18 protein-coding genes, 1 riboswitch and 1 other annotated feature (1 of these 20 running past the window's edge) are annotated in these 22943 nt (G+C 58.0%); of the genes, 8 read left to right on the top strand and 10 right to left on the bottom strand.

Annotated elements, in window-relative coordinates; genetic code table 11:
* Nucleotides 1–222: 222 nt before the first annotated feature.
* The 4 genes from DW806_RS09425 (at nucleotide 223) to DW806_RS09440 (ending at nucleotide 3737) form a co-directional block, all read left to right on the top strand.
* Nucleotides 223–423, top strand: a complete 201-nt coding sequence (locus tag DW806_RS09425) for a DUF1858 domain-containing protein (RefSeq protein ID WP_110436676.1) — start codon at nucleotides 223–225, stop codon at nucleotides 421–423.
* 63 nt (nucleotides 424–486) lie between these two features.
* Nucleotides 487–1173: a tRNA (adenine(22)-N(1))-methyltransferase gene (locus tag DW806_RS09430; RefSeq protein WP_118729780.1), complete on the top strand. Its 687-nt coding sequence runs from the start codon at nucleotides 487–489 to the stop codon at nucleotides 1171–1173.
* Nucleotides 1170–1946, top strand: coding sequence for a Nif3-like dinuclear metal center hexameric protein (locus DW806_RS09435; protein ID WP_118729781.1), 777 nt, complete (start codon nucleotides 1170–1172; stop codon nucleotides 1944–1946). Before DW806_RS09430 ends, DW806_RS09435 begins: the two co-directional genes overlap by 4 nt.
* 12 nt (nucleotides 1947–1958) lie before the next feature.
* A complete protein-coding gene (locus DW806_RS09440; protein WP_118729782.1) occupies nucleotides 1959–3737 on the top strand; it encodes an Rqc2 family fibronectin-binding protein in 1779 nt (592 codons plus the stop codon).
* A 79-nt stretch (nucleotides 3738–3816) separates the two neighbouring features.
* On the opposite strand, the gene dapB is transcribed toward DW806_RS09440, so the two are convergent.
* Genes dapB through asd form a run of 3 tightly spaced genes read right to left on the bottom strand, consistent with a single transcriptional unit; the run spans nucleotide 3817 to nucleotide 6588 of the window.
* The gene (gene dapB / locus DW806_RS09445) at nucleotides 3817–4581 is read right to left on the bottom strand and encodes a 4-hydroxy-tetrahydrodipicolinate reductase (protein WP_117750876.1); all 765 of its coding nucleotides are present in this window, start codon (nucleotides 4579–4581) and stop codon (nucleotides 3817–3819) included.
* A gap of 15 nt (nucleotides 4582–4596) precedes the next feature.
* A complete protein-coding gene (dapA, locus tag DW806_RS09450; protein ID WP_118729783.1) occupies nucleotides 4597–5487 on the bottom strand; it encodes a 4-hydroxy-tetrahydrodipicolinate synthase in 891 nt (296 codons plus the stop codon).
* Between the two features lie 18 nt (nucleotides 5488–5505).
* Nucleotides 5506–6588 carry an aspartate-semialdehyde dehydrogenase gene (gene asd, locus DW806_RS09455; RefSeq protein WP_118729784.1) on the bottom strand — a complete coding sequence of 361 codons (1083 nt, stop codon included), beginning with the start codon at nucleotides 6586–6588 and terminating at the stop codon, nucleotides 5506–5508.
* A gap of 221 nt (nucleotides 6589–6809) precedes the next feature.
* A riboswitch (Lysine riboswitch) is annotated at nucleotides 6810–6992 on the bottom strand.
* 94 nt (nucleotides 6993–7086) lie between these two features.
* Between asd and DW806_RS09460 the strand changes: the two genes are divergently transcribed.
* The 4 genes from DW806_RS09460 (at nucleotide 7087) to brnQ (ending at nucleotide 12423) form a co-directional block, all read left to right on the top strand.
* A complete protein-coding gene (locus DW806_RS09460) occupies nucleotides 7087–8793 on the top strand; it encodes a SpoIID/LytB domain-containing protein (protein WP_118729785.1) in 1707 nt (568 codons plus the stop codon).
* An 81-nt stretch (nucleotides 8794–8874) separates the two neighbouring features.
* A complete protein-coding gene (gene queA / locus DW806_RS09465; RefSeq protein WP_110436684.1) occupies nucleotides 8875–9900 on the top strand; it encodes a tRNA preQ1(34) S-adenosylmethionine ribosyltransferase-isomerase QueA in 1026 nt (341 codons plus the stop codon).
* Between the two features lie 22 nt (nucleotides 9901–9922).
* Nucleotides 9923–11065 (top strand): tRNA guanosine(34) transglycosylase Tgt, encoded by a 1143-nt coding sequence (gene tgt / locus DW806_RS09470; RefSeq protein ID WP_118729786.1) that lies wholly within the window; start codon nucleotides 9923–9925, stop codon nucleotides 11063–11065.
* 74 nt (nucleotides 11066–11139) lie between these two features.
* Nucleotides 11140–12423, top strand: coding sequence for a branched-chain amino acid transport system II carrier protein (gene brnQ, locus DW806_RS09475; protein WP_118729787.1), 1284 nt, complete (start codon nucleotides 11140–11142; stop codon nucleotides 12421–12423).
* A gap of 67 nt (nucleotides 12424–12490) precedes the next feature.
* Here the strand turns inward: brnQ and DW806_RS09480 are convergent, their stop codons facing one another.
* The 7 genes from DW806_RS09480 to aroF form a co-directional block, all read right to left on the bottom strand.
* Nucleotides 12491–15493 (bottom strand): phosphodiester glycosidase family protein, encoded by a 3003-nt coding sequence (locus DW806_RS09480; protein WP_118729788.1) that lies wholly within the window; start codon nucleotides 15491–15493, stop codon nucleotides 12491–12493.
* Between the two features lie 99 nt (nucleotides 15494–15592).
* On the bottom strand, nucleotides 15593–16978 hold the full coding sequence (locus DW806_RS09485; RefSeq protein ID WP_118729789.1) for a shikimate kinase: 1386 nt from the start codon (nucleotides 16976–16978) through the stop codon (nucleotides 15593–15595).
* A gap of 3 nt (nucleotides 16979–16981) precedes the next feature.
* A complete protein-coding gene (gene aroA, locus DW806_RS09490; RefSeq protein ID WP_118729790.1) occupies nucleotides 16982–18253 on the bottom strand; it encodes a 3-phosphoshikimate 1-carboxyvinyltransferase in 1272 nt (423 codons plus the stop codon).
* Between the two features lie 15 nt (nucleotides 18254–18268).
* A complete protein-coding gene (gene pheA / locus DW806_RS09495) occupies nucleotides 18269–19399 on the bottom strand; it encodes a prephenate dehydratase (RefSeq protein WP_118729791.1) in 1131 nt (376 codons plus the stop codon).
* Nucleotides 19392–20486, bottom strand: coding sequence for a chorismate synthase (aroC, locus tag DW806_RS09500; RefSeq protein WP_118729792.1), 1095 nt, complete (start codon nucleotides 20484–20486; stop codon nucleotides 19392–19394). The genes pheA and aroC overlap by 8 nt, the downstream gene beginning before the upstream one ends.
* A gap of 12 nt (nucleotides 20487–20498) precedes the next feature.
* Nucleotides 20499–21542: a 3-dehydroquinate synthase gene (aroB, locus tag DW806_RS09505; protein WP_118729793.1), complete on the bottom strand. Its 1044-nt coding sequence runs from the start codon at nucleotides 21540–21542 to the stop codon at nucleotides 20499–20501.
* 139 nt (nucleotides 21543–21681) lie between these two features.
* Nucleotides 21682–22698, bottom strand: a complete 1017-nt coding sequence (gene aroF, locus DW806_RS09510) for a 3-deoxy-7-phosphoheptulonate synthase (protein WP_118729794.1) — start codon at nucleotides 22696–22698, stop codon at nucleotides 21682–21684.
* Between the two features lie 78 nt (nucleotides 22699–22776).
* Nucleotides 22777–22943, bottom strand: a binding site (T-box leader) (it continues 84 nt past the right edge of the window).

A 22943-nucleotide genomic window follows, 5' to 3' on the forward strand; every position in this document is an offset into this window, starting at 1 on the left:
GTGCTCCGGAGCCTCATGCAGCCATTGCTCGAAAATCCGGATGAAGCAGTTCCGCAGCAGCCGGAGATGATTCGCACAGCGGGAACTTCTCGGTGAATACATGATTTGTCTGCTTTACGCAGTTTTCCGACCGATTTCACAGGGAATACTATTTACTACTTGAATAGTACGGATTTTTGCGGTATACTATAAACAAACAAAAAGCAACAGGAGGTTACTATCATGGCTGCTATTACGAAGAAGTCCACCATTGGTGAGGTTCTGAATATGAACATCGAGACCGCTCGTTTCTTTATGGAAATCGGCATGCACTGCCTCGGCTGCCCGGCATCTCAGGGCGAGAGCATCGAGGAGGCCTGCATGGTACACGGCACCAATGCAGATGAACTGGTTGCCAAGCTCAACGCTTTTCTGGGCGAATAAGTCGAGTGAGTAAGAAAATTAGAGCTGGCATTGTTTGCCGGCTCTGTTTTTTTGGAGTTTTACATGGAAAGTATGATTTTAACACCGCGGCTGGCCTGTATGGCGGCTCTGGTGCCGCAAAATGCTCGATTGGCGGATATCGGAACGGATCACGGCAAGCTGCCGATCTCACTGCTGCTGGATGGGCATATTGCATCGGCTATCGGCTCGGATATCCGTTCAGGACCGCTGGCACATGCGGAGCGCAATGCGAAAGAGCATAACGCATCCCTGTCTCTGCGGCTTGCGCCGGGACTGGAGGCCGTGCGGGCGGAGGAATGCGACACCGTAACGATCGCAGGCATGGGCGGCCAGACCATCTCAGAGATTTTGACTGCCGCACCGTGGACCGCCCAAGGTGACCACCTGCTGCTGCTCCAACCGATGACCATGATTGCCGAGCTGCGCCGGTGGCTGTACGCGCACGGCTACGCCATCGAGCATGAAACGCTGTGCCGCGAGGACAGACGGCGTTACGTCGTTCTCAGCGTACGCGGCGGTGCACCGAAGCGGGAAATACCGCTGAGCGAATGTGCGGTTTCTCCGGCCTTGCTGCGTGCAGAAGGCGCTGCCGATTACCTTGAGCAGCTCTATCTGCGGGAGAAAAAGGCACTGGACGGCATGGAACAGGGTACATCGGAGAACAAGCGTCTCGCGTACCAGCGTGCGCTGGTGCAGTGCATCCAATCTGCAAGGGAGGAACTGAAATGACGACAGTTCAGGATATTTTGACATTTATGGAGGGTCTTGCTCCCTACGAGCTGGCGGAAAGCTGGGACAATGTCGGCCTGCTGTGCGGCGATCGTGTGCAGGAGGTCACGAGCGTGCTTTGTGCGCTCGATGTGACAGAAACGGTCGTGCAGGAAGCGGCTGAGCGTGGTGCGCAGCTTGTTGTTGCACACCATCCGGCGATCTTCACTTCGGTCAGCCGTGTGACATCGGACGATACGACCGGCCGAGTGCTGCGTTACGCAATCAAGCACGATATTTCTATTATCTGCATGCATACTAACGCAGACTGTGCGGAGGGCGGTGTCAATGACGCGCTCGCATCCGCGCTGTTCCTCACCAATGTGGTGAGCATGGAGGCCGGCGAGAACGGCATGCTCGGTCGTGTGGGCGATCTGCCGCGCGAAATGCAGCCGCGCGAATTTGCACTCTATGTCAAGGAATGCCTGCGTGCGGGCGGTGTGCGCTTCTGTGACGGCGGCAAGCCGATCACGCGCGTAGCGGTCGGCGGCGGTGCCTGCGGCAAGCTGATGGACTATGCAGTCGCAGGCGGCGCACAGGCGTTCGTCATCGGCGACTGCAGCTACGATCTCATGCAGCGTGCGCAGGCCATCGGTCTGTCTCTGGTGGATGCAGGACACTTCCCGACCGAAAATCCGGTCGCGGCCGTGTTCGCCGATAAAATCACAGCCGCATTCCCGCAGGTGCTCACCGAGGTTTCCGAGCGGCACGCGGACTGTATCCAATTTGTTTAAGGAAGAATTGATATGCCATTAGATGCGATCTGCCTGCGGGCAGTGACAAATGAACTCAATAACGTACTGGCAGGCTGTCGTGTAGAGAAGGTCTATCAGCCGGACCGCGATGAAATCGTGCTGCAGACACGCGGCGGTCAGGGAGGCCCACGCCGACTGCTGCTGTCGATCGCGGCAGGTGCGCCGCGCGTGCATTTTATTGACGCGGCTCGAGAGAATCCGGCGGCGCCGCCGATGTTCTGCATGCTGCTGCGCAAGCATGTGCAGGGCGCAAAGATTGCGGCAGTGAGCCAGCCGGCGGTCGAGCGTATGCTCACCATCGAACTGGATACGACGGATGAAATGGGTGTACCCTGCAAAAAGCACCTCATCTGCGAGCTGATGGGCAAGCACTCTAACGTCATCCTGTGCGGCGAGGACAACCGCATTATTGACGCTCTGCGCCGTGTAGACGGCGACCTGTCCGGCAAGCGGCAGGTTCTGCCCGGTCTGTTTTACCGCATGCCGCCCGCACAGGACAAGCACGACCCGTTCACGGTTTCCGGCACGGGACTTGCCGCCGCCGCATCGCAGGCGGAAGAAGGGCAGACGCTCGACCGCTGGCTGCTCAGTCAGCTTCTGGGTTTTTCGCCGCTGCTCTGCCGTGAACTGTCCTTCCGCGCGACCGGTGACGCAGCCAAGCCGATCGCACGCATGACGGATGAGAACCGTCAGCAGCTCGGCAAGGTGTACGACGATTTCATGTCGTATGTCGAGGATAACCGAGCCAAGCCTTTCCTGCTGACCAAGGTCGAGGACGGTGCGGTGTTCGACTTCACCTTCCTTCCGGTGACGCAGTACGAGGGTCTGATGAATGTCACGCAGGCGGACAGCTTCAGTGCGCTGCTTGCAGCCTTCTTTGAGAAAAAGGGTAAGGCTGAGCGAATGCAGCGCCGCACCGGCGACCTGCACAAGACCGTCACAAATGCCCGCGACCGCGTGGCCCGCAAGCTGGCGGCGCAGAAAAAGGAACTCGCGGCTACACACAACCGTGAGCAGTACAAGCGCACCGGTGAACTCATCACCGCGAACCTGTACCAGCTGGAAAAGGGCATGAACAAGGCGAAAGTGGTCGATTACTACGCTGAAAACTGTCCGGAGGTTGAAATTACGTTAGATGTGCGGCTGACGCCGCAGCAGAACGCACAGAAATATTTCAAGCTGTACAACAAGGCCAAGACCGCCGAGGAAGTGCTCACACAGCAGATCGAGCAGGGCACAGCCGAGCTGGATTATCTGGAAAGTGTTCTCGCTGCTCTCAGCGAAGCCGAAAACGAGCGTGATCTTGCACAGCTGCGCGAGGAGCTCACGCAGTCCGGTGTGCTCTCTGCCAAGCAGACGCGCAACAGGAAGCTGCGCGGCAAGCCGGTGCAGGCCAAGCCGTTCCATTATCGCACGAGCGACGGATTTGATGTATTTGCAGGCAAAAACAACCTGCAGAACGATCTTTTGACACTCAAAACTGCGTTCAAGAGCGATATCTGGTTCCACACGCAGAAGATTCACGGCTCGCACGTTATCCTCGTGACGGACGGCAGGGAGCCGACTGACGAGGCCATGACCGAGGCTGCCATGATCGCAGCGTACCATTCGCGCGGCCGTTCGTCCTCACTGGTTCCGGTGGACTACACGCCCGTCCGTCAGGTGAAAAAGCCCGCAGGCGCGAAGCCGGGCATGGTCATCTACCATGTGTACCAGACCGCGTATGTCACGCCGAACGAAGCCGAAGTAGAAAAGCTCCGCGTAGAATAAAAATAAACCGCTCTCGAACTTTCAAGAGCGGTTTTTACACGAAAAAAGGGATTCTGTCAGAAACAGAATCCCTTTTGCTTTACTTGTGGGATGCGATAACGTCGCTCATGTCGTACATACCCGGCTGGGTGCGCTCGGCCATGAAAGCGGCTGCATCAACCGCACCGACCGCGAAAACCTCGCGGGACAGGGCGGTGTGCTTAATCTCGATGATCTCATCGCGGCCGCAGAACAGCACGCTGTGCTCACCGACGATGGTGCCGCCGCGGATGGCGGAGATACCGATCTCGTGCGCCGGACGCTTTTCGCGGCGCTCGTGACGGTCGTAAACGTACTCCGCGTCATAGGGGAGTGCGCTCGCAACTGCGTCAGCCAGCATGAGAGCCGTGCCCGAAGGAGCATCCAGCTTCTGGTTGTGGTGCTTCTCAATGATCTCCACGTCGTATTTGTCACCCAGAACAGCGGCGGACTGCTTGAGCAGCTCGCTCATCAGGTTGATGCCAAGCGACATGTTGCCCGAACGGAACACCGCGATCTTTGCAGAAGCCGCACGGATGCGGTCCAGCTGCGCCGCAGAGTGACCCGTGGTGCAGATAACGACCGGCGTGCCGTGCTGCTCGCAGTAATCGAGCAGGCGCTCGGTAGAAGCGGCGTTGGAGAAGTCGATGATTACATCGCATTCGCCGGTAAACTCAAACGGATCGGCAAAAATCGGGAAATCTGCATACTGCACCGTATTGATATCAAATCCCGCAACGATCTCCATACCTTCTCTGCCGCTGACAATGTCGTTGATGACATGGCCCATACGGCCGCAGCAGCCGGAAAGTGCAATTTTCAACATCTTTTTATAGCTCCTTTAGATCTTGCAGCCGGCGTTTTCCAGCTCGCGCTTGATGTACGCGATGTGCTCCTCGCTCGGCTCAACCAGAGGCAGGCGCAGACCGCCGACCTTCCAACCGAGCAGCTCCATAGCCTTCTTGACCGGAATCGGGTTGACTTCGCAGAACAGCGAGTCGATCAGATCGTGATACTGCAGCTGCAGCTTAGCAGCTTCCGGATAACGGTTGTCAAAGCACAGCTGAGTAATGTCGTGTGCAACCTGCGGTGCTACGTTGGACAGCACCGAGATAACGCCCTTGCCGCCGAGAGACATCAGCGGAACGATCTGGTCGTCGTTGCCGGACCAGACATTCAGGTTGTCGCCGCACTTAGCCATGGCCTCAGCCAGCAGGCTGAAATTGCCGGATGCGGCCTTGAGACCATTGATGTTCGGATGCTTGGACAGCTCATACAGGGTATCGGCGGTAAAGCATACACCGGTGCGGCTCGGTACGTTGTACAGAACGATCGGCAGATCGCAGCAGTCTGCGATTGCGGTGTAGTGTGCGATCAGGCCGCGCTGCGTAGTCTTGTTATAGTACGGCGTAACCGACAGACCGGCATCTGCGCCGCATTCAGCTGCAAACTTGGTCAGCTCAATGGCGTATGCGGTGTCGTTGGAACCCGTGCCGGCAATGACCGGAACACGATGGTTGACATACTCACAGCACCATGCCAGTGCTTCGCGGTGCTCCTTATCGTGCAGGGTAGATGCCTCACCGGTGGTGCCGCAGACAACGATGGCATCCGTGCCGTGTGCGATCTGGTGGTCGATGATCTTGCCGAATTCCTCGTAATCGACCTCACCGGTGGACTTGAACGGTGTGATAATAGCAACCGCAGCACCGGTAAAAACAGGCTTCTTCATAATAAAACGGTGACCTCCTTAACGGTCCATGTAGCCCTCGGCGCAAAGCAGCTCTGCCATCAGAACAGCGCCGCCTGCTGCGCCGCGCAGAGTGTTGTGCGACAGGCTGACAAACTTGTAATCAAAGATGGTATCTTCACGCAGACGACCGATGGAAACACCCATACCATTCTCAAGGTTGCGGTCCAGCTTGGTCTGCGGACGGTTATCCTCTTCAAAGTAAGTAAGGTAGTGCTCCGGAGCGGACGGCAGGTTCAGTTCCTGTGCGCGGCCCTTGAAGTTGTTCCAGCGCTCGATCATAACTTCCTTGCTCGGCTTGTTCTTAAACTTGACCGAAGCGGCAGCCATGTGGCCGTCAGAGCATGCAACGCGCAGGCACTGTGCGGAGATAACCGGAGTGGTCGCAGACTCGATGTGGTCGCCCTCGATGTGGCCCCAGATCTTCATCGGCTCCTTCTCGCTCTTCTCTTCCTCGCCGCCGATGTACGGAATAACGTTGTCTACCATCTCGGGCCAGGTCTCGAAGGTCTTGCCGGCACCGGAGATCGCCTGATAGGTGCAGACGGAAACCTCGGTCGGCTCAAAGTCCATCAGAGCGGACAGCGCCGGAACGTAGGACTGGATAGAGCAGTTGGACTTAACGGCGATAAAGCCGCGCTTGGTTCCCAGACGCTTGCGCTGTGCCGGAATGATCTCGGCATGGTCAGCGTTGATCTCCGGAATGATCATCGGAACATCCGGGGTACCGCGGTGAGCGGAGTTGTTGGAGCAAACCGGGCACTCGAGCTTTGCGTACTTCTCCTCAAGGGCGCGGATCTCGTCCTTCTTCATATCTACTGCGCAGAAGATGAAATCAACCTTGGAGGCGATCTCCTCTGCGTCGGCAGTTGCGTCGTACATAACCATGTCCTTGTACTTGCCGGGCATCGGAACGGTCATCTTCCAGCGGCCCTCACAAGCCTCGGCATAGGTCTTGCCCTTGTTTCGGCCGGATGCAGCGAGTGCTACGACGTCGAACCACGGGTGGTTTTCCAGCAGCAGGGTGAAGCGCTGACCGACCATACCGGTCGCGCCGACGATGCCTACTTTGTACTGCTTCATGTTTATCAAATCCTTCCAAAAGGTATTCTAACAAAGAAATTATGTGATGAAAAACATACAGAAAGAATATCCAGAGGTGACTTCGGATGATTCGGCAAGAGCAATTTCCCGCAAAGTGCCGCAAACGAATTGTACAGAGTTACCTCAAAAGAAAAATACCGGTTGAAAAACCGGTATGATCTATACTATAATAGAGGGAGCGGAACAAACCGCTGCGCTCTAAACAGAATAGCTCTCCACCGGCGTTTCCGCTGATGACAGACGCTGGGATATTTTCCGACGGCGTCCAGCACGGCCTTTCCGCAACAAGCACCGGCTTCGGCGGAGGTCCCTTTCCCGGGTGATTATCGGGTCTGCGGACCCTTCCAACCGGTACTGATGAAAACCGCACCTCTATCTGTATTGATACTTTCGCTTTTTATTTTAGAATATACCCTTGAGTTTGTCAATAAGAACAAGGCGAAACAAGGATAAAAAATAAAACAGGAGTTGATAAAAATGAAAAAGCTGTTATCCATGCTGCTTTGCGCCGTGATGACGGTCACCTGCATCGGTGCTGTTCCGGCACATGCAGCGAGCAGCGATACACGCCTGCGTGTCGGTCTGACGATCAGCGGCGCTTCCACCTTTGCTGCGCCGCAGCTCGAGAACGTCAGCGGCTGCAAAACCGGCTACACGGTCGGCACCGTCAGCGGCACCGCGTTCTCCGGCAGCAAATCGATCACGAGCAGTGCGCTGACCGTCAAGCTGGTGAACGATGCCTTTCAGGTCAGCGATACCGACAGCGGCTCGGTGCTGTATACGTCCGCAGCGGGTGCGGATCATATCGCCATCCGTCCGAACAGCACGCTGACGTGGTTCAAGGGCTACAAGTGGTACGGCGATTTTGTGTACCGCCGTGCATCGAACGGCAGCATCACTGTTATAAACTATGTGGGTGTGGAGGATTATGTGAAGGGCGTGCTGCCGTATGAGATCGACCCGGACTGGCCTGCCGAAGCACAGAAGGCGCAGGCAGTCTGTGCTCGTTCGTTCGCACTGGGCACACACAAGCACGGCGATGAGTACGACCTGTGCAACACCACGAACTGTCAGGTGTATCTGGGCGCCAACCGTGCAACCGAGGCCTCTGACGCGGCAGTAGATGCGACCAAGGGTGAAACGCTGTCGTACAACGGCAGCTCGGTCATCGGTTACTTTTATTCGTCGGACGGCGGCGCAACCGAGGACGCAGCGAACGTCTGGGGCGGCGATTACGCGTATCTCAAGGGCAAGGCTGACCCGTATGAGGACCCGAGCAAGGACAGATGGACGGTGACGCTCACCGCCGATGAGATTCAGCAGAAGGTGAATGCCGCAGGCTACTCCATCGGCAAGGTAGCAAATGTGCAGGTCACCAAGCGCACCGCAACCGATAACGTAAACGAAGTGACGGTGACGGATACGAGCGGCAAGTCGGTTACGATTTCCAGGAGCAGCGTCCGCACAGTGTTCGGTCTCAAGAGCATTCGCTACACGATCACGCCGGTCGGCGGCTCGGGCAACAAGACCAGTCTGCAGGTCAAGGCTTCGACGCATAACGTCAAGGTCAACGGCAAAACCGTATCTCCGCAGGGCTATTACATTGTAAACGGCACGCAGTACGGCAACAATTACTTCAAACTGCGCGATATTGCCTATCTGCTGAGCGGCACCAAAGGTCAGTTCAACGTCCGTTGGGATAAGGAGAATGAACGCATTCTCCTGACCTCCGGCACGGCGTATGAGACCGTTGGCGGTGAGCTTGCGGATTCGTCCACGGCGGTGGAGAAAATCGGCAAATCCACCTCGACGATCGTGCTCGACGGCGAGACGATCGCACTGGACGGCTACATCATCAATGGCAACAACTACTACAAGCTGCGCGATATCGGCAAGGCGATCGGCTTTGACGTTGATTTTGACAACGCAAGCAGCACTGTGCTTGTCAAAACCACGAGCGACTATTCCGGCGATGACGAGGGCACAAACAGCGGTAATTCGGACAATACCGGCTCGAATACCACGCCGACCGTTACCAATCCGACCAGTTATACGTTCAGCGGCTCCGGCTGGGGACACAGCGTCGGCATGAGTCAGTGGGGCGCTTACGCAATGGCGCAGAAGGGCTTCACCTATGACCAGATTCTGAAATTCTACTTTACCGGCATTGAGATTGCCGAGTAATCTATAAAATCAACACGCAAGGGAGGAAAGACGGCAGGGGCGCTTAGGCGATATTGTCTTAAAAGCGTCCTTGCCTTTGTGATGAAGAAAAGCGATTTTTATTTTGACTTGCCCGAACGCCTGATTGCCCAGCATCCGCTGGAGCAGCGCGACGCGTCCCGCCTGATGGTGCTCGACCGCAGGGACGGCTCGGTGACACACCGCCATTTCCGCGATCTGCTGGAGTACGTTCAGCCGGGCGACTGCATGGTGTTCAACAATTCCCGTGTCATTCCGGCGCGGCTGATGGGTCACGCTGTCGGCCATGTTACGCCGATCGAGGTGCTGCTGCTGACCGACAAGGGCGACGGTCTGTGGGAATGTCTGACGCGTCCAGGCAAAAAGACCCGCACTGGTGTAGAGCTGACCTTCGGTGACGGCCTGCTGACCGCAACCGTTGAGGCGGTTCAGCCGGACGGCAACCGCCTGATCCGTTTCCACTATGAGGGCATTTTCCTGGAAATCCTCGACAAGCTCGGCACCATGCCGCTGCCGCCGTATATCAAGGAAAAGCTAGATGATCCCGAACGCTACCAGACGGTTTACTCCAAAACACCGGGCTCTGCAGCTGCACCGACCGCTGGCCTGCACTTCACGACCGAACTGCTTGATGCGCTGAAAGCCAAGGGAGTAAAATTGGCGTTCGTGACGCTGCATGTCGGTTTGGGTACGTTCCGCCCGGTCAAGGAGGATGAGATCACCGACCACATCATGCACTCCGAGTATTATATCATGGACGAAGAGACCGCGGGGATCATCAACGATACGCGTGCCGCAGGCGGCAAGATCTGGGCGGTCGGCACAACAGCCACCCGCACGCTGGAGACCATCGCGGCTGACGACGGTACCGTGCGCGCACAGTCCGGCTGGACGGATATTTTCATCTATCCGGGCTATAAATTCAAGGCAGTCGATCATCTTGTGACCAACTTCCATCTGCCGGAGAGCACACTGATGATGCTGATTTCGGCATTTGCAACACGAGAAATGGTCATGAACGCGTATCAGGAAGCCATTAAGGAAGAATATCGTTTCTTCTCGTTCGGCGATTCGATGCTTTTGTACTAATAAAACAGGATAAGAGGAAATTATGGAAATCGGAAAATTTAACCTAATCAAAACCGAGGGCCGCGCCCGTCGCGGCGAGTTCTGCACGGCACATGGCGTGGTGCAGACGCCGGTATTCCAGAATGTCGGCACAGCGGGTGCGATCAAGGGTGCGGTTGACGCGTTCGATCTCAAGGAGCTGGGCTGCCAGATTGAGCTGTCCAACACCTATCATCTGCACGTCCGTCCGGGCGACCAGATCGTCAAGCAGATGGGTGGTCTGCACAAATTCATGCGCTGGGACGGTCCGATGCTGACCGACTCCGGCGGCTTTCAGGTGTTTTCGCTGGCGACCCTGCGCAAGATCAAGGAGGAAGGCGTAACCTTTCACTCGCACGTTGACGGCCGCAAGATTTTCATGGGACCGGAGGAGAGCATGCGCATCCAGTCCAACCTCGGCTCGGACATTGCGATGGCGTTCGACGAGTGTATCGAGAACCCCGCGCCGCGTGAGTATGTCAAAAACTCCATTGACCGTACCACGCGCTGGCTCAAACGCTGTAAAACCGAGCTTGACCGTCTGAACACGCTTCCGGATACGGTAAACCCGCACCAGATGCTGTTCGGTATCAATCAGGGCGGCACTTATGACGACCTGCGTATCGAGCACATGGAAGCGATTGCGGAGCTGGATCTGCCGGGTTATGCCATCGGCGGTCTTGCCGTCGGTGAAAGCACCGAGGTCATGTACCATATTCTCGATGTTGTTCTGCCGCATGCGCCCGAGCATAAGCCGCGCTACCTGATGGGTGTCGGCACACCGAGCAACATTATTGAAGGTGTCGCTCGCGGCATTGATTTCTTCGACTGCGTTATGCCGACCCGCAACGCGCGTCACGGTCATCTGTTCACGCATAACGGCGTCCTGAACATTATGAATGCCAAGTACCAGACCGATGACCGCCCGATTGAAGAAGGCTGTCAGTGCCCGACCTGTCAGCGGTTCAGCCGCGCTTATCTGCGCCACCTGCTCAAGAGCGGTGAAATGCTGTCTCAGCGGCTGCTCGTCATGCACAATCTGTGGTTCTACAACCACCTCATGCAGGAAATCCGTGACGCACTCGATAATGGCATATTCGAGGACTATCGCGCAGAATACAGCGAAAAAATGAGCAAACGCATCTGACCCGGATGCAAACCCGAGCGCCATTGTCCCGCGATGATGGCGCTTTCACTATTCATAAGGAAGAGAGAACTGCTATGCAAAAGTTAAACCGAAGGAGCCTGCTTTTGGTAGGTTTTACACTATTTTCTATGTTTTTCGGTGCCGGAAACCTGATTTTCCCGCCGTATCTCGGTGCACAGGCGGGCACTAACGCGTGGCTGGCCTTTATCGGATTTGCGTTCAGCGCGATCGGTCTGCCGGTGATTGGCGTGATTGCGGTCGCGCGTGCAGGCGGGCTGTCCGAGCTGGCCGGGCGTGTGCATCCGCGATTTGCGCAGATATTTGCGCTGCTGGTTTACCTGTCGATCGGTCCGTGTCTGGCCATCCCGCGCACGGCGAGCACATCGTTCCAAATGCTCGCGCCGCTCATTGGTGGAGATGCAATGCGGCAGCTGATTTACTCTATCGTGTTCTTTGCGGCAGCGTTTTTCGTTGCACTGCACCCGGAAAAGCTGACAAGCTGGCTCGGACGCATTTTGTGTCCGACGCTGATCGTACTGATTTTCGTGCTGTTTTTCGGCTGCCTGTTTCATCCGGTGGCAGAGCATTACGGCGTGCCGACCGCAGACTACGCTTCGCTGCCGGGCCTGACGGGCATTCTGAATGGCTACCAGACAATGGATACGCTGGCGGCACTCAATTTCGGCGCGGTTATCGCGCTGAATATTCGGGATTACGGTATCGAGGACGAACAGCAGGTGCGCCGCAGCACCATCCGTGCAGGCTGGATTGCAGGCGCAATGCTGCTTCTGGTTTACGCGATGCTGACGCACGTTGGCGCGCTGTCCGGCGCGGCATGGCCGGGCGGCTCGACTGGCGCGGACACGCTGAGCAATATTGCCAGAGGTCTGTTTGGCCCGGTCGGGCAGGTGCTGCTTGCCGCAATTTTCGTTATTGCATGCTTCAATACCTGTGTCGGCCTGATTGCCTGCGTCGGTCAGTATTTCCATGAGCTGCTGCCGCGTATTCCGTATCCGGCCATTGCGGCGTTTTTTGCTGCGGCCAGCATGATTATTTCGAATATCGGTCTGGCGGGTATTATCCGTCTGTCCACGCCGGTGCTGAACGCGATTTATCCGGTCGCTATCGTGCTGATCGCGCTGTCGTTCCTCCCGAAGCCGGAGAAACACGGTGCGGTTTACCGCCTCTGCATTGCCTTTACTGCGGTGCAGAGCATTGCCGCGGCATTCCCGATTCCGGTCGTGTCGCCGCTGCTGCGGGCACTGCCACTGAACGCACTCGGCTTCGGCTGGCTGATACCGGCTGCGGTCGGTCTGTTGATTGGCTTGCTGGTTCCGAAGAAAGCTGAAAAGGCATAAGAAAACACCCGTCAAGATTCTTCTTGACGGGTGTTTTTGTTGTAAAACTGCGGTTGCGCGGCAGCTATCAGAACAGAGCCAGAATTTTCGCAATCTCACCGCGGGTGATATTGCCGTTCGGTCGGATAGTACCATCCGAGTAACCGCCGATGACACCGGCGGAAACGCAGGTCTTGACCTGCTCGGTCGCCCACGACGGAATCACGGACGCGTCCGTATAATTCAGGCTGACCGCCGCATAGCCGCGCGGCAGGCAGCGGCCGATGACCGTCATAACCTCAGTACGCGTCATGGTGGCCTGCGAGTTGAAGTATAGCTTACCGTTGCTGCTCGAGCCGTTCATAATGTTCGCACGCGAAACTGCGGCAACTGCGCCGCGTGCCCAACTTGGGATGCTGTCCTCATCAGCAAAGCCGAGCGTGCCGGAGGTGCTGGAGGTATCCAGATTCAGCAGACGCGCCATCGTCACCGCGAACTCCTGACGGGTCAGGTTGCGGTTCGGGCGGAAATAGGTGCTGCCGTTTGCGGTTTCGCCCTTCATGATGCCGCGTGCGCTCAGCAGGGAAGCATAGCCGTTCGCCCAGTGCGACGCGGTGTCCGCGAACACGTTGGATGCCGAACCGGCGGTTACGGTCGCACAAACGCGCGTGCGGTTGCCTGCATCATCGGACACGTCGGCAGTCACGGTATGCGTGCCGGCAGACAGCGTGCCGGTCGTAATGGTCATGGTCGAGCCGCTCATCACAGCTGCACCGGAAACGGCTTTGCCGTCCACCTTGACCGCAATATTGCTTGCGCGGACCGGATATTTGCCGTTTTCCATGGTGGCAGTGCCGGAAAGCGCGGCATTTGTGCCGATGCTGACCGTTGCCGAGGTCGTATTCAGCTTGACCGACGGCGCATCTGTATTCGTCACCGCATGATCTGCGCTCAGTACGATCTGGTCGAGGTACAGCGCCGAGCCGCCGGAGCCTGCGCCGGATTTGTCAAACCGCAGACCGGTGAACTGCTGTGCGCCGTCCGGCACGCTTGCCGTCAGCTGTTTCCAGCTGTTGCCGGTTGCAGCGGACAGGGGAGCGGTCAGCTCATTGCCTTCCGCGTCGGCAAACACCGCCGTGAGCGTGCCTGCCGTGTTCCTGCTGTGCGCCCACAGTGTCAGGTGCTTCATGCTCGAAGCATCAGCCGCCGGAGCGAAAATCGTAAAGCCGTCCGTACCGGTGCCGTTCCACATCGCCTGGAGCGAACCGGTGCCGCGTGCCACCGAGGTGTAATCCGTCACCCGCGAGAGCGTTACGCCGTCCGATGCGGTCAGATTGTTCAGACCGCTTTCAAAATCCGCAACGGTATGAGCGCTCTGCGCGTCGCCCATGCCGACATTGACCGAAATGGACTTGCTTACGCTGCCATACGAGCAGGTGAGCGTGCCGGAGGCCATCCGGCTGCCCGCAGTGAACACGCCGTCCGCATTTACCGCACCGACATCGCCGGACACGCTCCACTTGAAGCAGGAATCCGCAGCTCCCATCGTATGACCGAGGTGATACGCGAGCGCATCTACGTTGATGCTCTGGCCCGGTTTGACCGAGATAGAGCTGAGCGCTTTGCCGCCGCTCTGCAGTGCGATCGAGTCTACACCGGTAGTGATGCACACGTTCATCGAGCCGGAAACCGCGCCGTTTGAGCCGGTGATGGTCGCGCGACCGGCCTTGCTGCCTGCGGTGAAGGTTTGGCCGGAGACCGTGCCTAGCTCATCATTCACCGTGTAGCTGAGGTCGGTCGGTGCGTCCGCCGAGGCGTAAGACGCATCTGCACCCTTGACCGAGAACCAGGTACTTCCGCCCGGGAGCACATAGCGGTGGCTGGGCGTGAGCACAGCATGAGCCGTCACGCCGTCCGACGCGATGTTGTTCACAAAGAAAATGTAGTTGGCGCACGCGCGCTGCGAGCCGTCCGACGGCTGGGAGATCAATGCTGCGGTGCTCTCGCCGGGATTGCGGACCGCCATCGCGGAGGAGCCGCCGCCATCCAGACAGATGGCGCGGACACAGCCGAGCTCCTTCAGCTCCTGACCGAGTTCTGCCGCCGTCAGACCGACGCTGTACGAGGGCTGGTTGCCGTCGATTTCATACAGAACAACCGTGCCGTCCGCCTTCACGCCGACTGCGCTGCGTGCTCTGCGGGTCGAGCCTGCGTCGATGCCGTCGGTCGTGATCGTGCTGTTGTCCATCAGCAGCTTGCCGCCGACCGCATACTGCACGTCGCTCCAGCTGCTGTCGTTCGCTGCGATGGACAGCGTGACTTCCTCGCCAATCTCGAAATCCACCCACGAGGGCACATTTGCGCCATCCGACTTGGTGAGCACCATCTGGTTTTTGGTGATCGTAATGGGACTGCTGCCCGTGCCCTTGTTCACGACCTTGAGCTTGACCGAGCCGTTGACCTTGACCGGTGTATCATCCACGCGCTCGAGGATAATGCTCGTGCCCTTGGCTGCAAAGTGCGTCGAGTCATCGTAGTTGTGATCGAGCAGGTACGCGCCAGCCGTCGTGCGCGTCTTGTTGAAGTAGGATACGTTGACCGTGCCGCTCTTGCCGCTCACGCGGATGCCCATAGTCGGGCGGCCGAGGACAGCTGTGCCGTCCTGCTTGAAGCCGACCGCATACTGCCAGGCATCGGACGAAATGAGCTCGCCGCTGTCGATGACCAGACCGATCGGAATGCCGGTAGACATAACGAAAAAGTCTGCATTCATGCCGCCAAGCACGGTTTTTCCCTGGTTCTGCAGATATTTCACCGCATTTGTAATGGTGGCTTTGCTGCCGTACAGCTGTTCATCGGCGTAGACCATGATGGGCGTTACACCGGTGTTCGGCGAGTATGTCAGCACGTTCGCGCGCTGCAGACCGGCGCTGTTTTTGCCCTCGGTGCGGCTGTATTGCAGGCCGCTGCCGAGAGAGTAGGTGTAGCTGAAGCTGTTATCAAAAACGGCTCCGGCAGCACCTGCGCATAGCTGCAGAGCGGCAAGCGCGGCTGCAATCAAGCGATAGGGACGTTTGACTGATGTTCTCATAATCCTTTGAGTTCCTCCTTTTATTGCGGGTGTGAAAAAGGGACATACTTTTCAGTATGTCCCTAATTGTAAACGCTTCTGGTGGATTTGTCCAGTGCCTTACACGCTTTTTACTACTTTTTCCAGAACCTCGGACAGCCTGGGACTGCGCACCGCAATATCGGCCACTCGATGGTAGAGCGCCTTGCGTGCATTGTACAGGCGGCGTGTTTCCGCCTGCTTGTCCGGCTTATCGAGCAGCGGGCGATTCGCGGAATAGGAAAGGTTTTTCATAATGCGGTAGAACGGCGTGTCAAGCAAGATGAGCAGACCGGTCTCCTTGACAGCCGCCACATTCTCCGGACGGAGGACAGAGCCGCCGCCGAGCGCAAGCACGATGCCGTCTTTCTGCGCCAGCTCTTTAATGTACGCGGTCTCGCGGTTGCGGAAGTAGGCTTCACCCTTTTCAGCGAAAATCTCGGAGATTTTCTTGCCTTCCTTCGCCTCCAGGTAGATGTCCGCATCAATAAATTCCAGTCCGGTCAGACGCGCCAGCTTACGGCCGATAGTGGTCTTGCCGCTGCCCATAAAACCGCACAGCACCAGATTTTTCTTGCCATGCTTCTCGTGCAGACGCTTGACCGCCATTTTGCCGTAGGTGCGGCGCAGAATGGTTTCGCACGCCTGCGGCTCGAAGGTCACGCCGGTCCAGATGGTCTGCGCATGCGCCGCCTGCATGACCAGCATGAACAATCCGTCGCGTGTTTTGGTCTTGCGCGGATTGGCGAGCTTCATGGTCGAGGTCACCGGCGGATTGTAGATCGCATCGAACACATACTCGGTCTTGTGCGGCAGATAATGCAGCGGAGCCGCGTTTTCCTTCGGGTACATGCCCACCGGCGTGGAATTGAGCACGATATGAATATCGCGCGGAATGTGCCGGCGGCTGAACACGGAAATGCGTGCGCCCGGAACGGCATCGGTCAGCTGCTTCTGCAGCGCCTCTGCCTTCTCGAGATTGCGTCCCGTGATGGTCAGATACGCGCCCTGCGTCACGCAGTGGTATGCCATCACGGAAGCCGCGCCGCCATAGCCGAGCAGCAGCACCTTTTTACCCTGGAGCGATACGCCGTCACGGTTCAGCGACTCCGCAAAGCCGAGGATGTCCGTGTTGAAGCCGGTCGCCTTGCCGTCCGCAAAGCGGACTGTGTTGACCGAGTGCAGGTCGCGGGCAGCAGTGTCAATCTCATCGAGCAGGGGGATGACAGCCTTTTTGTGCGGGATGGTGCAGTTGATGCCGCCCAGCTTGCGCTTGGCCAGCTCGAACGCTTCCGGTAAATCCTCGGGCGGCACGGCAACGCCGATGTAGTCCGCGTCCTGACCGGAGGCCTCGAACAGCTGCGCGTGCAGCTCCGGGCTCATCGTGTGGCCGAGCGGCCAGCCAAACAGGGCATAGGTGGTCTTTTTCGGCTCGAAAGCGCGAAATTCGTCCATGGAAAGCAGCATAACTCAGTCCCCCAGACGTTCGAGGGTGTTGAAGAAATCGGGGTAGGAGATGGCAACGACCTCCGGCTTGTCAATGCGGCTTGCGCCCTCGGCTGCCAGACCGAGCACGGCAAGGCTCATCGCAATGCGGTGGTCCTTATAGGTCTCGAAGGATGCGCCGTGCGGTTTGGCACCGCCGTGAACGATCATGCCGTCGTCGGTCTCCTCAACGTCCACGCCTGCCTTGGTCAGCTCGGTGACCATAGCGGCAATGCGGTTGGACTCCTTGACCTTGAGCTCCTGCGCGTCGCGGATAACGGTCTCGCCCTCAGCGAATGCAGCGGCTACCGCGATAACCGGCAGCTCGTCGATCAGGCGCGGGATGATAGCGCCGCCGATTTCTACGCCGTGCAGCTTGCTGTATTTGACGGTCAGGTCGCACACCGGCTCAGCCTCATCGCGGAAGTTCGACTCGGTGATGTCCGCGCCCATATCGCGCAGAACGTCCAGAACGCCCGTGCGGGTCGGATTGACGCCTACGTTTTTAATCGTCAGCTCACTGCCCGGAATGATCGCACCGGCAACGAGGAAGAACGCCGCGGACGAAATATCGCCCGGGACGGCAATATCGACCGCATGGAGGTCCTCCGGCGGGTCGAGCGTGATGGTGCTGCCGCTGGTTTCGATTTCAACGCCGAGTGCGCGGAACATGCGCTCGGTGTGGTCGCGGGAGGGAGCCGGCTCGATAACGGTCGTCTGACCCTCGGCGTACAGACCTGCCAGCAGGATGGCGCTCTTCAGCTGAGCGGATGCTACCGGCAGACGGTATTCAATACCGTGCAGCTCGCTCGGGAACAGGGTCAGCGGGCAGAAATTGTCGTTCTTGCCCTCGATGGACGCGCCCATTTCACGCAGCGGCTTCATCACGCGGCCCATCGGGCGCTTCTGGATGGACGGGTCGCCGCTCATGGTAACGGTGAACGGCTGACCGGCCAGAATGCCGCACAGCAGGCGGGTGGTCGTGCCGGAGTTGCCGGTGTACAGCGCTTCTGACGGCGCTTCGAGACCGTGCAGACCAACGCCTTCCACGATAACCTCGTCGTCGGTGATATTGATCTCGACACCCATCTTGCGGAAGCAGTCAATGGTGGACAGGCAATCCTCACCCATCAGAAAGCCGGTGATGTGGGTGGTGCCGTTGGCAAGTGCGCCGAGCATAACGGCACGGTGCGAGATGGATTTGTCGCCCGGCACGGTAATTTCACCGCGCAAAGGGCCGCAGGGTTGAATTTGCATGGGTTTGTACTCCTTTTATTCGTTAGGCACGCAATAGCTGCCGATTACTTTGATATAGGGAAGCTCCTCATGAAGCTGATACAGCAGGGACTGCACCGCATGGTCGCGCATGTTGCCGGTGAAATCGACATAGAACACATAGCACCACGGGCTGTCCTTGAGCGGACGCGAGTGGATTTCGGTCATGTCGATGCCGTAGTGCGCGATGGTGTCCAGCACGGTGATGAGCGTACCGGACGCGTTCGGGATGTGGAACGCGATCTCGATACGGTTGTCCTCCGGCTGACAGGTCAGCGTTTTGCTTACCGCGATAAAGCGCGTTTCGTTGTGCTGCATGTCGTTGATGCCCTCGGCGAGGATATCGAGACCGTAGCGCACAGCCGCCTCCTGCGAGCAGATGGCAGCAAGGCTCTTGTCGCCCTTTTTCTGCACGTTCTGGGCCGCAATGGCGGTGTTTGCCACCTCGATGGCCTCCAGATCGTGCTCGGAAATGAAGCTGTGGCACTGCGGCAGCGCATGGGGATGCGAGCAGACGCGCTTGACGTCCTCGAGCTTTGTGCCGGGCACCGCCGCCAGACAGTGCGAGATTTTCTTGATGTACGAGCGGTTGATGTACAGGTCGTAGTCGAGCAGGAGGTCATAGACTTCGCTGACCGTGCCTGCGGTTGTGTTCTCGACCGGCACAACGCCGATATCGGCCTTGCCGTCGCGGACGGACTGGAAAACCTGCTCCCAGGTGGGTACGTTCTGCGGTTCGCAGCTCGGGAACAGCGCACGCGCGGCCAGCTCCTGATACGCACCCGGAACCCCCTGATAGAACACGGTTTTCGGCTTTGCAAGCGTTTCTGCGGGATAGAACGGGAACTTTTCCGGCGTCTGACGCAGAATCTCACTGTACTGATACTCACGGCTCGCGCGGATCATGCTCTGCAGAAGGGAAACATACTTGAGCTGCAGCTCCTCCTCCATACCGGCGGAGCGCTTCTCAACGATTTCCGCCTCGCGGTCGGGCTTGTAGATTTTATCATCCGACTGCGCCTTGGTCTTGGCGACCTCAAGCGCGAGCGACATACGGAGCAGAAACAGCTCTCGGATAGCGGAGTCAACGCGGTTGATGTCCTGCCGGATTTCGGAAAGTTCACGCATGATAACCCTTCGCCTCCCTCAGAAGATCTGCCAGTGCAACGGCGCAGGCGGCCTCGACCACCGGCGCGGCACGGGTGACGATGCACGGGTCGTGCCGTCCGTGGATGGACAGCGGCTCGACCTTGCCGGTGCGGATATTGAGCGTATCCTGCACCATGCCGATGGACGGCGTAGGCTTGATGCACGCGCGGACAATGAGCGGCATGCCGCTCGTAATGCCGCCAAGGATACCGCCGTTGTTGTTGGTTTCGGTCTTGACAACCCCGTTTTCCTCATAAAACGGGTCGTTTGCGTGTGAGCCGCGCAGCGCAGCGAAGGCAAAGCCTGCGCCGAACTCCACGCCCTTGACAGCGGGCACGCCGAACAGGATAGAGGACAGGCGGCTTTCCACGCTGTCGAGCATCGGGCTGCCGATACCGGCCGGCAGGCCGACAGCTGCGCACTCGATGACGCCGCCGACCGAATCCTGTTCCTCACGCGCTTCCTCGATAGCGGCCAGCATGGCCTCGAGTGCACGCGGGTTGTTGACCGGATATTCGGCGTTCCGCAGCGCATCCAGCTGCTCGGCGGTGACTTCTACATCATCAAACGGCATATCCTGAATCTGGGCGATGGACTGGATGTGCGAACCGACCGTCACACCCTGCTCCTTGAGCCACAGCTTGCACAGCGCACCGGCAAACACCAGCGGAGCTGTCAGCCGGCCGGAGAAATGGCCGCCGCCTCGCGGGTCGTTGCAGGAATCGTAGCGCAGCATACCCGTGTAGTCCGCGTGACCGGGACGCGGCTGCGCCGCCAGTTCGGCGTAGTCGTTCGAGCGCTGATTGGTGTTGCGGATGACGGCACAGATGGGCGTGCCCGTCGTTTTGCCATTGTAGATTCCGGACTGAATCTCCGGCCTGTCCGGCTCCTTGCGCGCGGTGGACTGCTTGTTGCGGCCCGGTGCGCGGCGCTCCATCTCGCGCAGGACAAACGCCTCGTCATACGCCACACCGGACGGGAATCCGTCGATCACAACGCCGATGCCCGTGCCGTGCGATTCACCGAAAATGGAAATTTTGATTGTATTGCCCCAGGTAGAACCCATGCTTCTCCCTCCTTACAGCTTCAGAACGTCTTCGTGCAGCTTTTCTGCATCAATCGGGGTGATTTCTGCCCGACCGGCTTCGCGCACGAGAATAAAGTTGACCGTTGCGCCGAATTTCTTTTTGTCCGACAGCAGAGCATTAAAGATGGCTTCGCGGTCGTAGTTCAGCTCGGTCGGCAGACCGATGTGCTTCAACAGGTCGATGAGCGGCGCGGTCAGATCCTCGTTGCCCAGCAGAGCAGAGAGCCGCATCGCGGCCACCATGCCGATCGCCACCGCCTGACCGTGAGTGAGGTCGGTGTAGTTGCCCAGTTTTTCTGCTGCATGGCCGATGGTGTGGCCGAAGTTGAGAATCATGCGAAGTCCGGTGTCGTGCTCGTCGATGGCAACTACATCGCGCTTGATCTTAACGCACTCGTAAATGATATTCTCAATGTTGGACTTGTAGTCCGGCTGAGAAACCATCGTCAGGATTTCCCGGTTGGAAATATAGCCGTACTTAACGACCTCGGCCATGCCGTCCGCAAAGGTGCTGTCCGGCAGGGAAGCGAGCACGTTCGGGTCGATGAGCACGAGCCGCGGCTGATAGAACGCGCCAACGAGGTTTTTGCCCTCGGGAAGATCCACGCCGGTCTTGCCGCCGACCGAGGAATCCACCTGCGCGAGCAGCGTGGTCGGGATTTGACACAGCGATACGCCGCGCAGGAAGGTCGCTGCGGCAAAGCCGGTGATGTCGCCGACAACACCGCCGCCGAGCGCGATAATCAAATCCTTGCGGGTCATGCCGGCGGTCAGCAGATCATGGTAAATGCCTTCGACCGTGGAAAGCTGCTTGTGCTCCTCACCGGCGGGAATGACCGTGTGTGTCACCGGCAGGGAGAACTGCTTTTCCAGCTTTTCGAGATACAGCGGCGCCACCGTTGAATCCGACACGATATGCACGCGGCTGGGCGAAAAGGTTTCGAGGATTACCGCGCCTGCACGGTCCAGCAATCCGGTTTCGATATGAATTTCGGACACGCCGTTCGCGCCCGTCAGACTCAGCGTTTCTGCCATTTTTACAACACCCTTTTGGTTGAATTAGTAATTAGGAATTCGTAATTAGTCGGTGCGAAACCGGATTACTGATTCCCGTATATTTGCGAAAGAGGTCGGTGGAACACCGACCTCCGGCTATGTTACATTATAATATGTATCAGATTTCTCTGTCAACTGCCGCTGCAACAGCGCGCAGTGCGTTCATGGTGTGGTGGAACGAATCGTAGGTCAGCGACTGTGCACCGTCAGACAGAGCGTGTGCAGGATCGTTGTGAACCTCGATCATCAGGCCGTCCGCACCGGCTGCAACAGCAGCCTTTGCCAGCGGCTCGACCATCCAGTAAATGCCGCCTGCATGGGACGGGTCAACGATGACCGGCAGATGGCTCATGCGCTTGAGCACCGGAACGGCGGAAATATCCAGCGTGTTGCGGGTGTACTTCTCGTAGGTGCGGATGCCGCGCTCGCAGAGGATAACGTTCTCGTTGCCGCCCGCCATGATGTACTCGGCGCTCATCAGGAACTCTTCCATGGTGTTTGCGAAGCCGCGCTTGAGCAGGATTGGTTTGCGGGTCTGGCCGAGTTCTTTCAGCAGCTCGAAGTTCTGCATATTGCGTGCGCCGACCTGGAAGCAGTCGCACTTGTCCATGAAGATGTCGATGTGCGCCGGATTGGTGATCTCGGTAACGACCGGCAGACCGGTTGCCTCGTGCGCCTTGTGCAGCAGCTCGAGGCCCTCGGCCTTCAGACCCTGGAAAGAGTACGGGGAAGAGCGCGGCTTCCACGCGCCGCCGCGGAGAACGGTCGCGCCGTCTGCCTGCACATGCTTAGCCACGTCGATGATCTGCTCCTCGCTTTCAACCGAACACGGACCTGCCATAACGACCAGCTTCTTGCCGCCGACAACAACGCCCGGTGCAATCTCAACGACAGAGTTGTCCGGATGGAACTTGCGGTTTGCCAGCTTGAACGGCTCCTGCACCTTGATAATGTTCTCAACCTGCGGGTCAAGCATGAGTGCGTCCTTGTCAACAGCGCCGGTGTCGCCGACCAGACCGATAACGATGGTGCCCTCGCCGTAGATCGGGTTTGCCTTTACGTTCCAGCGCTCGATATGCTGGGACAGCTCCTCAACGTGCTCATGGGTCGTGCCCTGCTTCATAATGATGATCATGTTGTGTATCTCCTTTATATAGGTGGTGTTTGCTGTTTGTCACGGCGGAATGGGTATAAAAAAAGCCCTTCATCCACAAAGAGGGACGAAAGACAAACGGTTCCGCGGTACCACCCACATTCGGCATCATAATGCCGCACTTTTTCGGATACAAATATATCCTATCCCTGTAACGGAGGAAATCCGTCAGCGCCTAATTCGATCGGGTTCAGCGCCGCAGCTCAGGAGGGAACTTCATCGTACCG

This window comes from Butyricicoccus sp. AM32-19, from assembly GCF_003480365.1.
Lineage (GTDB): Bacteria > Bacillota > Clostridia > Oscillospirales > Butyricicoccaceae > Agathobaculum > Agathobaculum butyriciproducens.